The organism is Sulfitobacter sp. TCYB15, from assembly GCF_040435955.1.
Lineage (GTDB): Bacteria > Pseudomonadota > Alphaproteobacteria > Rhodobacterales > Rhodobacteraceae > Sulfitobacter > Sulfitobacter pontiacus.
The window spans coordinates 264,345-277,495 of the sequence record NZ_CP159194.1; the positions used below are offsets into that span (position 1 = coordinate 264,345).

The following is a 13,151-nucleotide window of genomic DNA, read 5'->3' on the forward strand; positions in this document are numbered from 1 at the left end:
CTTGCTTTTGAAAAAACTCTTTGTAGGGTTGGAAGGGATTGGAAGGATTCAAATGACACTTCAAAGCACATCTTCGAAGGGCAGGGGGCTTCCCGAAGGGGGTAAGGCGCGGCGCGTTTACCTACATCTGCACGAAGAGATCATGCGCGGCGTCTACGCCGCCGGTGCGGTTTTGCCGGGTGAGCAAAAGCTGGCGGTAACGCTGGATGTGTCGCGGGTGACCGTGCGCCGTGCGCTGGACGCGCTGGAAGGGGACGGGCTGATCTCGCGCCGTGCTGGGTCAGGGACGACTGTTTGCGCGCCCAAGGTGCAGCCCGCGCTTGCCGCGGATTTCAATACATTGATGCCGCAGTTGGTCGAGATGGGTCAGAACACCACCGCGCGGCTTTTGTCCTTTAGCTATGGTGCCGCGCCGGGCAGTGTGGCCACCGCGATGGGGCTGGATGCGCAAGCGCGTGTACAGGTTGCGGTGCGTCTGAGGTTGGTGGAAGGGGAGCCGTTTTCCCACCTGACCACCTGGGTGCCCGAAGATATCGCGCATAACTATACAGAGGCAGAGCTGGCGACGACGCCACTTTTCCGCTTGCTGGAACGGTCTGGCGTCAAGGTTGCATCAGCCCATCAAACGGTAAGCGCGACCCTCGCATCGCCCGATGTGGCGGATGCGCTCGGGGTAAGTGTCGGCGCGCCGCTGCTGTCGCTGGACCGTGTGGTGAAGGATGAGGATGGACGCGGGGTTGAATACCTGTCTGCGCTCTATCGCCCCGATATGTTCCGCCTTGAAATGGCGCTGAGCCGTGTCGGCGCAGGCGAGGCGCGCCATTGGGAGCCGGTGGTGAAACCGGGCCGGAAGGGGGCCGCAGAATGACCGCGCCGCAGACCCTCTTTGGCAAGCTTTGGGCCGCACATGAGGTGATGCGGCGCGATGATGGCACGTCACTGCTATGGGTTGATCGACATCTGGTGCACGAAGGATCGCACCACGCATTTGTGAAACTGGAGAGCCGCGGCATGAAGGTCGCCGCCCCTGATCTGACCTTTGGGGTCGTCGATCACTATGCCCCCACCCGCGCCGGCGAGATGGCGGCGGATATCCGGCGGATGATCGACACATTGGGGCGCAACGCCAAGGCGCAGGGCATCCGGCTCTTCGATCTACGGGATCCGGGGCAGGGCATTGTGCATGTGATCGGCCCCGAACAGGGGCTGACCTTGCCGGGGCTGCTGATCAATTGCGGCGACAGCCATACCTCAACGCATGGGGCCTTTGGTGCGCTGGCCTTTGGCGTCGGTGCGACAGAGGTGGCGCATATTCTGGCGACGCAGACAATCTGGCAACAACGCCCCAAAACGATGCGGATCACCGTGGACGGGGCGTTGGGGGCCGGTGTCACGGCCAAAGATCTGGCGCTGCACTGGATCGCAGAGCTGGGGGCCGATGGGGCACGCGGCCACGCGATTGAATATGCCGGCCCCGCTGTCCGCGCGTTAAGCATGGAGGGGCGCCTGACGCTGTGCAATCTCAGCATCGAAGGGGGTGCGCGCTTGGGGCTGGTGGCCCCGGATCAGGTGACATTCGATTACATCAAAGGGCGCAACTTTGCCCCGAAAGGCGCGGATTGGGACACGGCCCTGCGGGACTGGTCCCAGCTTGCGACCGACACAGACGCCCGTTTCGACCGCGAGGTTGCAATCAACGCCAGCGATATCGCGCCAACCGTGACCTGGGGCACCTCCCCCGAAGAGGCGCTGCCCATCACCGGACATGTCCCTGATCCGGCGCAGCTGTCGGGCAGCAAACAGGCGCAGGCGCGCGCGGCGCTGGAGTATATGGCGCTGGAACCGGGAATGGCGCTGGACCAAATTACAGTCGATCAGGTGTTTATCGGATCGTGTACCAATGGCCGGATCGAAGACCTGCGCCTTGCCGCCAAAGTATTGGCGGGGCGCAAGGCCGTCGTGCCGGGGTTGGTGTCGCCCGGATCGGCGCAGGTCAAGAAACAGGCCGAAGCCGAAGGGTTGGCCGAAGTGTTTGTGCAAGCGGGGCTGGAATGGGCCGCATCGGGCTGTTCGATGTGTGTCGGCATGAATGGCGATCGGGTCGAGGCCGGCAAACGCTGCGCGTCCTCGACCAATCGTAACTTCAAGGGCCGTCAGGGACGCGGGGCGCGGACCCATCTGATGAGCCCTGCGATGGTCGCCGCCGCTGCGGTTACCGGACATCTCGCCGATGTGCGCCCGCTGCTGGAGGGACGCACATGACCGGCTGGACACAGATCAATGGCACCGCCGTCGCGTTACCGCAGGAAAACGTCGATACCGATCAGCTTATACCGGCGCGCTTTATGTCGGCGCCGCGGGCTGACGGCTATGGCAAATTCCTGTTGCATGACTTGCGTCAGGATGCGGCGGATCATGTGCTTGATCGCCATGCAGGGGCAGATGTGTTGATCACGCGGCGCAACTTCGGCAGCGGCTCAAGCCGCGAGGCGGCGGTCTATGCGCTGGTTGATTTCGGGGTCAGGGCCGTCTTTGCCCCGAGCTTTGGCGACATCTTTCAAAGCAATGCTGTCAACAATGGACTGCTGCCCGCCCGTCTGAGCGATGCAGAGATTGACGCCCTGCTGGACGCGATCGGCACCGATGCTGTCAGCGCGACAGTGGATTTGGAAAAATGTGCAGCGGTGATCGCGGGGCATACCCTGACGTTCGAACTGGATCCCGTCTGGCAAGAGAAACTGGTGAACGGTTGGGATGATATCGACCTGACCGCCCAGCATAACGACCGCATCAAAGATTTTCGCACGGCACGGTTTGCCGCGCACCCGTGGGCAGTGCCCGCATCCTAAGACGTGCTGATCCCCGCAAGAGGGACAGGGCGGCAACATAACGGGGTCCAACAGCCCCACCAACCGGGAGTATATACGATGAAACAGACAATCCTTGGCGGTATCCTCGCCTCGACGGCGCTGACCACGGCGGCTTTTGCACAAGAGACGCTGACCGCAGTGCACGCCTTTCCTGAATCGCTGATCTATACCAAGTCGTTCCTTGAATTCGTCGACAAGGTGAACACCGCCGGTGAAGGCGTTGTGCAGATCGAAGTGCGCGGTGGCCCCGAAGCCATCGGCATGTTCCAGCAGCCCGACGCCGTCCGGTCGGGTGTGGTCGATATGGTCTATACGCCGGGCAGCTTTTACGCAGGGGCTTTGCCTGAAAAAGACGCGCTGGTCACATCCAACCTGACAGCGGTCGAAACCCGCGCCAATGGCGGGTTGGACCTGATCGACCAGATCCACCAAGAGAAGATGGGCGTCAAATACCTCGGGTGGTTCGATTCCGGCGTATGCTACAACCTGTGGACCCGTAATGAGCCCAGCCTTGACGCAGAGGGGAACCTGGATGTGTCGGGGCTCAAGCTGCGGGGCAACGCGGTTTATAACGCCTTCTTCACCGACTATCTGGGCGCGCAGGTGATCGATCTGCCCACAACCGAGGTTTATTCTGCGCTGGAACGCGGCGTGGTCGATGCAACAGGCTGGACACAGATCGGCCTTATTGACCTTAAATGGAACGAGTTCCTGAACTACCGGATCGAACCCTGCTTTTTCTCGACCGATCTTGGCACGATTGTGAACCTCGACAAGTGGAACTCCCTCTCGGACGAGGCACGCAAAATCCTGCAAGACGTGGCGATCGAGCACGAGAAAGCCTCGGCCGAGAAGCTGGGCGCGGTGCGTGATGAAGACTTTGCCAAGCTCGAAGAGGCAGGCATGACCGTTGTGACGCTGGAAGGGGAAGCGGCGCAAGACTATCTGGGAGCGGCGACAGAGAATACGTGGAACCGGATGAAGGGCCTGATGGCCGAAAGCCCCCAAGGCGACGGGAACTACGACAAACTGATCGAGCTGTTCTACGACGCGCAGAAAAATCAGTAAGCCACATCTGGCGCGCCCTGATGGGGCGCGCCTGCTTTCGTTCAAAAGGGGCAGCCATGGCGCGTGTCGGACAAATTTACAGAGGTTTCCTTTACGCGATGGCGGGGATTGCCGGGGCCATGCTGGTGTGGCTGATGATTTCGGTCATTCTGTCAGTGGTGATGCGCAACAGCGGGATGCAGCCCTTTGCGTGGCTCTTTACCTCTTCTGAATACGCGATCCTGTATATGACCATGCTCGGCGCACCTTGGCTGGTACGCGAGAAGGGGCATGTGCATATCGAACTGGTGACCGCGGCGCTGCCCGAAGCGGCACGGCGCTTTGTCAGCCGGCTGGTCGCGGTGCTTTGTGTTGTCGTGTCCTTGATACTGGCGTGGAAAGGGGCAGAGCTGTGCCTGAACAACATCGCGCGCAATGATCTGGATGTGCGTGCGTATTACTTTCCGAAATGGATACTGACGCTGGCCTTTCCGGTCAGCTTTGGCCTGATGGCGATTGAATTTTCCCGATTTGTTTTTGGCGATGACCTGATGCACTCCGGCGAAGCAGGGGTACACGAATAATGGAATGGTTTGAATCGCTGGCCCTTTTGCTGGGCTCTATTCTGGTGCTGATGGCCATCGGGATGCCGGTTGCCTTGGCTTTTCTCGCAGCCAATATCGTTGGGGCGTGGTTCTTTATGGGCGGAGCCAAAGGGGTCACGCTGCTGCTGAACAATGGGTTCGGCGGGCTGACCAACTATGCGCTGGTGCCGATCCCGTTGTTCTTGCTGATGGGCGAAATCTTTTTCTACACCGGTTTGGGCAAGCGCATGTTCAATGCCATCGACCGTTTGCTGGGCAAGCTGCCGGGGCGGCTGTCCTATGTCACGGTTCTGGGCGGCACGGCATTTTCAACGCTGTCTGGGTCCTCCATGGGCTCCACCGCGTTGCTGGGCAGCCTGATGGTGCCCGAGATGACGGAACGCGGGTATAAAAAGCATATGTCCATCGGTCCGATCCTTGGCACGGGTGGTCTGGCGATTATCATCCCGCCCTCGGCGCTGGCCGTGTTGTTGGCAACCTTAGCGCGGATCGATGTGGGCGCATTGTTGATCGCGGGGATCATTCCGGGGCTCATCCTTGCCAGCCTCTATATCGCGACAATCTATATTCAGACCCGGATCGATCCCGACGCCGCCCCTGCTTACGAGGTTGAAGACCTGCGCTTTGGCCAGAAGATGCGCCTGTTTTTCGGCGATGTGGTGCCCATGCTGTCTGTCATGGTCGTGATCGTGATTGGCATGGTGGGCGGGCTGATCACCCCGTCCGAGGCCGCGGCATTCGGGGCGCTTGGCGTGTTGATCTTGGCGGTGGCCTTCCGTTGCCTCACATGGGAAGCGATGAAGAAATCGGTGATCGGCGCGATGCGGGTGACCCTGATGGCCTATCTCATCGTCTTCGGGTCGGCCACCTTCAGCCAGTTGCTGGCGTTCTCCGGTGCTTCCAGCGGGTTGATCCGGTGGGCGACGTCGTTTGATCTGGCCCCTGTGGCGATGCTGCTGGTGATGTTCGGCGTCCTGCTGCTGCTGGGTATGTTCATGGAGCAGATTTCAATGATGTTGCTGACCGTACCGATCTTTTTCCCGCTCGCCACAACGCTGGGATTTGATCCGGTGTGGTTCGGTCTGGTGATCCTGCTGGCGCTCGAGATCAGCTTTACCACACCGCCCTTCGGGTTGTTGCTTTTCGTGATGAAGGGCGTCGCCCCCAAAGGCACAACCATGCGCGAGATCTACGGATCTGCCTTCCCCTATATGGGATGCTCGGTGCTGCTGGTGTTCTTGTTGATCCTGTTCCCGCAACTGGCGCTGTGGCTGCCCGGGATGTAGTCGGAGCGTCGCGTTGCAAACTCGTGCATATCATCCGCCGCTACTGGACCAAGCCGGCCAGCATTCGGCGGTATTCGGTGCGATTTGACAGGGCGACGCTACCCGCAGGTAGTCCGAGCAATCGGTCGCAGATTTCACCCTCAGATCGAAGGCGCCTGTCAAGTGCGTCAACTGCCGCGTCAAGATCGTTCGCGCTCGCCAGGTCAAATGCCTTGATGAGAACCTCCCGACGGCCCTGCGAAAGGCTTAGCATCAACTCGGCGGTCAGCCCTGCATCAACGGGGTTGAATGTTCCCTCAGCAATACCGGATTCAATAATGGCTTTAAGGACCGGCATCACGACCGCCGCCTCGGCGTCACAGATCCGGCGGTAGGGGATCTCGTTGCCGGGCCGTGAGAAAATTCGCACGAGACCGCGCAGTTCGTTGACGTTGTCGGCCGTCCATTGCGCCGCGCCATCCAGCAAACCGTTCAACTGGACCAATGCATCGCCGTTGTTCTGGCTCATCGCGGCTTCAGTGGTCTGCATCGCTTGTTCAGTCATGCGCCCGATAAGCCCGCTCAACAGGTCTTCTTTTGCGGCAAAGTGGTGGTAAAAGCCGCCGCGTGAAATGCCTGCCGCTTCCTGAACATCCGCGATTGTCACGACATCCCAGCCCCGTTCCATAAACAGCGCTTGGGCCGCATCAAGGATAAGATCTCGCCTTACCGCTGGTGCCATACGCACACGGCTGTCTCTTTTTGTATCGGTCTTTGCCAATGCGACGTCTCCATAGCCATACAGATCGTTAACCATACAGATCTTTAGTCGGTAAACACCTAGGCCCGTGTCATTCGTCGTTCAAGACCCATGAGCAACTAAATGCTGATTGAGGTCGTACGTGTTCAGCAAAGCGCATTTGATCCATCGCGATTGCGCTTCGTTTCAGCGGTAGGATCACTGGATGCCTCGACGTCACGTTGACGTTTCATGCGCACCGTCTATCTCCCGCTTACAGACTGCTGGTCTGTTTCTAAAAAGCGTCATATGATGCGACCTCTTTGAACGGCGGCCTACATGGTATGCATGTCTGAAAAGGAACCCTGTGTGTGAGAGTGAAGGCCAACTGGAAATGAGCGACAGCGAAAACAAAGAGCAATCGTCTTTCGAGGACGATAAAGGCGCGTCGCGGTCGGCGTGGATTGCTGCGGCTTTGGTTGTCGCCATCGTCGGCTGGATGGGCAGCGGGTATATCCTGCCCTCGGGTGACGAAGACGCAGGGCAAGCTGAAACTGCCCCCGCCAAGCCCGTTGCCGTGGCGGTTGAAAAATCGACGCCTCAACAGGTCACGATATCCTTTCAGGCGGAAGGGCAGGCGCAGCCTGACCGCGATACGTCGATCCGCGCCGAGGCGTCAGGCGACGTCGTGGATGTCTTGGTGATGGAGGGGGAAGAGGTCGAGGGCGGCGCGGTGATTGCTCGGCTCTCTGCGACGGGAGCTCAGGCGGATCTTGCACGGGCCCGCGAAGAATTCGCCCGTGCGGACCGAGAGTTCAAAAACGCAACAGAGCTATTGAACAGAGGGGTGGCGACTGCCGATCGGGTCAGCCAAGCACGCGCCACGCTTGCCGCCGCCGAGGCGTCAGTGACCGCAGCGGAAGAAGCGATAGAGGCACTTGTTATCTCGGCCCCGTTCACCGGACGTGTCGAAGAGCTGTCACTTGATGCGGGTGAGTTTATTCAGGCGGGTGCCGAAGTCGGGCGCATCGTTGATAATCGGCCGCTAACAGTCGCGTTGCAGGTGCCACAACAGGCGCTTGGTCAGATCAAAAGCGGCCAGACCGCGACGGTAAATTTCATCACCGGAGAAGAGCGAGAAGGCACGGTGAGCTTTGTCAGCACGGCTGCAAATGCCGAGACCCGCACGTTCCTCACCAAGATCACCGTGCCGAACGAAGACCGCGCCATTCCCGCCGGTATTTCCGCGGAAATTCGAATCCCGACGGGTTCGACAAGCGCGCATTTTGTGCAGCCCTCGACGATATCGCTTAGCCCAGAGGGGCGCTTGGGCGTCAAAACCGTTGATGAGAATGATATGGTTGTGTTCACCCCCATTCGCATCGTGCGGGCAGAGATCGATGGACTGTATGTAAGCGGCCTGTCGGACGCGGTGCGGATCATCACTGTCGGTCAGGGTTTCGTGAACGAAGGCGAAGAGGTGGCACCGTCATTGCAGAGCAAGGCGGATGACGGTGAGGAAAACAGCACCCCTCAAGATGGGCAGCCCGCGCTTCCCATTCCCGATAGTGACGCGGCAAGCGACGAAGGGCAGCGGGAATGAATACGATTATTGACGCCGCATTCTCGCGTGGCCGTGTCGTTCTGATGGTGCTTCTGATGCTCTTGGGCGTAGGCGCGGTCGCCTATGTCGCCATCCCCAAAGAAGCCAACCCCGAGGTGCCTTTACCGCTTGTTTACGTCTCCACGGGCCTTGAAGGGATCAGCCCGTCTGATGCCGAACGCCTGCTGATCGAGCCGATGGAATCCGAATTCGCCGCGATTGCCGGGCTTGAGAAGATACAAAGCAACGCATCCGACGGCTATGCGAACGTCCAACTGGAGTTTACCCCCGGGGGTGACATCGACGAAGCGCTGCGCAAAGTCCGGGAAGCCGCAGACAGGGTCGAAGGTGATTTGCCCGAAGCCGCCTATGACCTCACGGTGACAGAGATCAACACGGCGCTCTTCCCGATTATCACCGCGCTCATTTCGGGGCCGGTGCCAGAGAGAACGCTCAACGCTATCGCCGATGACGCGCAAGAAGCCATCGAAGGACTTTCCGGCGTTCTGGAGGTCGAGATTGGCGGCGCGCGGGACGAATTCCTTGAAGTACTGATCGACCCGACGGTTTTCCAAACCTACAATCTGAGCTTTGATGAGCTAATCGGCCAGCTTCAGCGGAACAACCGTTTGATTGCGGCGGGGGCCATTGAGACGGGGGGCGGCCGCATCGTGCTCAAAGTGCCGGGCCTGATCGAGGACCTGCAAGACGTCATGGAAATTCCGGTAAAGGTGCGCGGAAATACGGTGGTGACATTCGAAGACGTCGCAACCGTCCGCCGCACCTTCCAAGATCCGACGGGCTACGCACGTATCGACGGACAACCGGCGCTTGCGCTTGAGGTGAAAAAGCGGTCCGGAGCGAATATCATCGAAACAGTCGCGGCCACGCGTGCTGCGCTGGAAGAGCTGCGCAAGGATTGGCCCGAAAGCATCGAGGTAACCTACCTGCAAGATCAGTCCGAGCAGGTAGAGACTTTGCTGAGCGACCTGGAGGCAAACGTCATTGCAGCGGTTTTGCTTGTTATGATCGTCATCGTAGCTGCCCTTGGCCTTCGGTCGGCTATCCTTGTCGGTCTTGCCATTCCGGGGGCGTTTCTGGTGGGGGTAACGGCCCTTTGGGCGATGGGGTTCACGATGAATATCGTGGTTCTCTTTTCGCTGATTTTGGTCGTCGGGATGCTGGTCGATGGGGCCATCGTAACGGTCGAGCTGGCGGACCGTCGTCTGCAAGAGGGGGATGATGCGCAAACAGCCTATGCTTATGCCGCCAAGCGCATGGCCTGGCCGATCATCGCCTCAACCGCCACGACATTAAGCGTGTTTTTCCCGCTGCTGTTCTGGACCGGCATGGTCGGCGAGTTCATGAAGTTCCTGCCCATTACCGTGATCCTGACCCTTTTCGCGTCCCTGTTCATGGCGCTCATCTTCATCCCTGTACTGGGTGGCCTCATCGGGAAACGCCAGCCGCAAAATGCCGCGGCCAAACGTGCGCTAAGCGAAGCTGAAAAAGGTGACCCACGGCGCATTGGCGGGCTGACGGGGGCCTATGTGCGTCTGTTGGAATGGGCAATCCTCAGGCCCGGTGCGACGGCGTTGCTGGCGCTTGCCATGCTGCTTGGCAGCTTTGGTCTATACGGGCAGTTCGGCACTGGCCTGTCGTTCTTCCCCTCGGTAGAGCCTGAGTTCATGCAGGTGCAGGTGCTTGCCCGTGACAACTTCTCTATCTACGAACGTGACGCGTTGGTGCGCAGAGTTGAGCAGCGACTGATGGGCTATGATGAAGTGGCCACCGTCTATGCCCGATCAACGATGAGCGCAGGGCAGGGCAGCGAAGAAACCATCGGTACGATACAGCTTGAGCTCACCGAATGGGACAGGCGACGCGCGGCAGAAGCCATCGGCACCGATATCCGGCGTGATGTCGCGGACATTGCGGGCATTGATGTTCAGGTCCAGACCGAAAGCGGCGGACCCACCGCTGGCAAGCCGATCAACCTTCAGATCGCGGCGCGCAATCCGGCGGTGCAGGGTGATGCTGTCGCCCAGGTCTTGTCCATCATGGAGCAGATTGGCGGTTTCACGGATGTGACCGACACGCTGCCGCTTCCGGGGGTAGAGGTGTCCATCCGCGTGAACCGCGCCGAAGCCGCGCGATATGGCGCGGATGTCAGTCTTTTGGGCCAAGCCGTTCAACTATTGACCCAAGGGATCGCCGTCGCGGATTACCGGCCCGAGGACGCGGACGGAGAGCTGGATATCCGGGTTCGGTTCCCGGCCGAGGAACGGTCTTTGTCAGAGCTTGGAAACCTGCGCGTTCCCACCTCTGCCGGATTGGTACCGATCTCCAACTTTGTCACCTTCGAGCCGGTTGAACGGACGGGCACGATCACACGTGTCGATGAAAAGCGCGTCGTGACGATAGAGGCAAATGTCGCACCCGGTTTGTTGGTCAACGATCAGGTGACGGCTTTGCAACAAGCCCTGGACGCCGTGGATTTGCCCGACGGGGTCAGCTATAGCTTCGCCGGCGAGGCGCAGGACCAGACCGAAGCGATGGTGTTCCTTGTTGGTGCCTTCGTGTCCGCGATTGTCTTGATGCTGGTGATCCTCGTTCTTCAGTTCAATAGCTTCTACCAAGCCTTCGTGGTGATGAGCGCGATCATCTTCTCGGTCGCGGGTGTTCTGCTTGGCTTGATCGTCACGGGGCGCCCCTTTGGCGTTGTGATGGGGGGCATCGGGATTATCGCGTTGGCAGGCATCGTGGTGAACAACAACATTGTTTTGATCGATACCTACAATGATCTACGATCCTCTGGCATGCACCCGCGCGAGGCCGCCTTGCGCACAGGCGCACAACGTTTGCGGCCTGTTCTTCTGACATCGATTACCACAGCGCTTGGCCTGATGCCGATGGTGCTGGGGGCCAACCTGAATTTCTTCACGCGCGAAATCGTCTTTGGCGCGCCATCGACCCAATATTGGACCGAACTGTCGAGCGCGATTGTAGGGGGGCTGGTCGTCGCGACCATTCTGACCCTCATCCTGACACCTGCCATGCTGATGTTTGGACAAAAGCGAAGCCTGCAAGGGGACGAGGCGACGCCAGCGGAACGGCCGAGGAGAGCGTGGTTGTCGAGCGTATTCAGACGTAAACGCGCAGACCCTCAACGCTGACCGGGCGTGCGGTTAACATCCCTCGATTAGAAACTCCGCGCGTTCACCAACCATTCGAGAGCATCATCCCAGAATAGTCAGGCCGAGCCGCACTTTAGCCCAGACCTTCCGATCTATGTCGGTGAGCGAGGTCAGAAACTTAACGTCCACTTGGATATGATGGCCGGGCACCTGTTTCTGATAGCGTTTGGTGTGTAGCATACGCATTCGTGTGCCTCTGGGCAGCCGATTGAGGCCATTGCGCTTGAGGATACGGTAGACCCCTGCATCCGAGATTTTGATTCTGTGGTACTGAATCGCCCCGGTTTTACCGGAGACCTGTAGCTTCATTTTACGCGACCATATCGAGCACATCGTGCTGTGCATAGAAGTTCTGTTCAGCCTCCGCTGGCGGGATGTTTCCGATGGGACCAAGTAGACGCCGGTTGTTGAACCAATCGACCCAGCCAAGGGTGGCCAGTTCCAGATCCTGCATGTTGCGCCACGGTCCTTGGCGATGGACCAGCTCTGTTTTGTAGAGACCGTTAATTGTCTCAGCGAGGGCGTTATCATAGGAATCCCCGACGCTGCCGACCGACGGTTCGATGCCAGCCTCAGCCAAACGCTCGGTGTAACGAATGGACAAATATTGACCGCCGCGATCCGAATGGTGAACCAACCCACTTTTCTGGACCGGCCGTCGATCATGCAGGGCCTGCTCCAAAGCATCGAGAACAAAGTCCGTTTTGGCGGATCGCGAGACCCGCCACCCCACGATGCGATCAGCAAACGTATCGATGACGAAGGCCACATAGACAAAGCCCTGCCATGTCGACACGTAGGTGAAGTCGCTGACCCAGAGAAGGTTAGGGGCTGGTGCTCGGAACACGCGGTTCACCTTATCACGCGGACAAGGCGCTGACGTGTCAGGGACGGTTGTTTTGACGACCTTGCCCCGCACAGCCCCACGGATGCCAATCTGTTTCATCAACCGTTGCACCGTGCATCTTGCAACCTCAAAGCCCTCACGTTTCAACTGATGCCAGGCCTTGCGCACCCCGTAGACCTGATAATTCTCATCCCAGACGCGTTTGATCTCCGAGCGCAGCTCTGTATCCCGCTGATACCGGGCAGAAGCTTTGGAAGGGTCCGCTCGGCACGCAAGTTGGTGATAGAATGTTGACGGTGCGATCGGCAGCACCCTGCAGATCGACTCGACACCGTAAACAACGCGCTGATCCTCAATGAAGGCGATCATCGCTTCAGTGGGCGGTCGAGTTCCGCCTGCGCAAAATAAGCTGACGCCTTACGCAGTATCTCGTTGGCCTGACGCAATTCCCTGTTCTCTCGTTCGAGAGTCTTGATCCGGTCGCGTTCCTCGGTTGTCACGCCATCACGCATGCCGCTATCCTTCTCGGCCTGCTTGACCCATCCGCTCAAGGTCTGGGGAATACAGCCGATCTTGGGTGCAATGGCCGCAATCGCGCCCGCCTGCGTTTCGTATGAGCCTTGATGCTCGAAGACCATCCGGACCGCACGCGCGCGAACCTCAGGTGAATAGCGATTTGCCATTTTGCTTTTTGTCATAACCATCATCCTTACTTAAGTTGATGGTCTCCGACAAACTCGGGGCGATTCATACCGTGCCAAGCACCAGACGATCCTGATCGGCCTTTGATGATACTTCCGGCGCAGATACAGAATCCTTTCAGCGATCTCGGGTGGTGTTTGATTGGCCGGGTTCTTTAGAATTGATTTGGCATTCTTCAAACCGGCTTCGCCATGCTTTTGATAGGCATCGCGCCATCTGTAGAAGCTGGATCTCCCAATCCCAAAATACCGATGCCTGGGAGTGTCATGAACTTTG

General features: G+C 59.0%; 10 protein-coding genes, 2 pseudogenes and 1 other annotated feature. Of the genes and pseudogenes, 8 read left to right on the forward strand and 4 right to left on the reverse strand.

What is annotated here, in order from left to right; translation table 11 throughout:
* Positions 1–52: 52 nt before the first annotated feature.
* The 6 genes from ABM428_RS15680 to ABM428_RS15705 all read left to right on the forward strand — a co-directional run bounded on the left by ABM428_RS15680 (position 53) and on the right by ABM428_RS15705 (position 5,808).
* The gene (locus ABM428_RS15680; protein WP_005848595.1) at positions 53–868 is read left to right on the forward strand and encodes a GntR family transcriptional regulator; all 816 of its coding nucleotides are present in this window, start codon (positions 53–55) and stop codon (positions 866–868) included.
* Positions 865–2,262: a 3-isopropylmalate dehydratase large subunit gene (leuC, locus tag ABM428_RS15685; protein WP_353628429.1), complete on the forward strand. Its 1,398-nt coding sequence runs from the start codon at positions 865–867 to the stop codon at positions 2,260–2,262. Before ABM428_RS15680 ends, leuC begins: the two co-directional genes overlap by 4 nt.
* Positions 2,259–2,849: a 3-isopropylmalate dehydratase small subunit gene (gene leuD, locus ABM428_RS15690; protein ID WP_353628430.1), complete on the forward strand. Its 591-nt coding sequence runs from the start codon at positions 2,259–2,261 to the stop codon at positions 2,847–2,849. Before leuC ends, leuD begins: the two co-directional genes overlap by 4 nt.
* 78 nt (positions 2,850–2,927) lie before the next feature.
* The gene (gene dctP, locus ABM428_RS15695) at positions 2,928–3,938 is read left to right on the forward strand and encodes a TRAP transporter substrate-binding protein DctP (RefSeq protein WP_353628431.1); all 1,011 of its coding nucleotides are present in this window, start codon (positions 2,928–2,930) and stop codon (positions 3,936–3,938) included.
* Between the two features lie 56 nt (positions 3,939–3,994).
* The gene (locus ABM428_RS15700; protein WP_005848588.1) at positions 3,995–4,501 is read left to right on the forward strand and encodes a TRAP transporter small permease; all 507 of its coding nucleotides are present in this window, start codon (positions 3,995–3,997) and stop codon (positions 4,499–4,501) included.
* Complete coding sequence (locus tag ABM428_RS15705) at positions 4,501–5,808, forward strand: TRAP transporter large permease subunit (RefSeq protein ID WP_005848587.1); 1,308 nt, start codon at positions 4,501–4,503, stop codon at positions 5,806–5,808. The genes ABM428_RS15700 and ABM428_RS15705 overlap by 1 nt, the downstream gene beginning before the upstream one ends.
* A gap of 40 nt (positions 5,809–5,848) precedes the next feature.
* Here ABM428_RS15705 and ABM428_RS15710 read toward each other — a convergent pair whose 3' ends face one another.
* Positions 5,849–6,604: a TetR/AcrR family transcriptional regulator gene (locus tag ABM428_RS15710; protein WP_353628432.1), complete on the reverse strand. Its 756-nt coding sequence runs from the start codon at positions 6,602–6,604 to the stop codon at positions 5,849–5,851.
* Positions 6,605–6,920: 316 nt separating this feature from the next.
* Here ABM428_RS15710 and ABM428_RS15715 point away from each other — a divergent pair, with 316 nt between their 5' ends.
* Together ABM428_RS15715 and ABM428_RS15720 are read left to right on the forward strand one after the other, a co-directional pair.
* Positions 6,921–8,129: an efflux RND transporter periplasmic adaptor subunit gene (locus ABM428_RS15715; RefSeq protein WP_353628433.1), complete on the forward strand. Its 1,209-nt coding sequence runs from the start codon at positions 6,921–6,923 to the stop codon at positions 8,127–8,129.
* Positions 8,126–11,305 (forward strand): efflux RND transporter permease subunit, encoded by a 3,180-nt coding sequence (locus tag ABM428_RS15720; RefSeq protein WP_353628434.1) that lies wholly within the window; start codon positions 8,126–8,128, stop codon positions 11,303–11,305. Before ABM428_RS15715 ends, ABM428_RS15720 begins: the two co-directional genes overlap by 4 nt.
* 129 nt (positions 11,306–11,434) lie before the next feature.
* Here ABM428_RS15720 and ABM428_RS15725 read toward each other — a convergent pair.
* The 3 genes and pseudogenes from ABM428_RS15725 to ABM428_RS17715 form a co-directional block, all read right to left on the reverse strand.
* Positions 11,435–11,599: pseudogene (locus ABM428_RS15725) on the reverse strand (IS481 family transposase); the annotation flags it as partial.
* Positions 11,600–11,636: 37 nt separating this feature from the next.
* Positions 11,637–12,871, reverse strand: a protein-coding gene (locus ABM428_RS15730; protein ID WP_353628253.1) for an IS3 family transposase whose coding sequence is annotated in 2 segments (ribosomal slippage) — positions 11,637–12,577 and positions 12,577–12,871 — 1,236 coding nt in all. Because the reading frame shifts where the segments join, the coding sequence is not laid out codon by codon here.
* Positions 12,468–12,584: a sequence feature (AL1L pseudoknot), on the reverse strand. (Overlaps the previous gene by 117 nt.)
* Before the next feature lie 36 nt (positions 12,872–12,907).
* A pseudogene (locus ABM428_RS17715) lies at positions 12,908–13,126 on the reverse strand (helix-turn-helix domain-containing protein); the annotation flags it as partial.
* Positions 13,127–13,151: the final 25 nt, after the last annotated feature.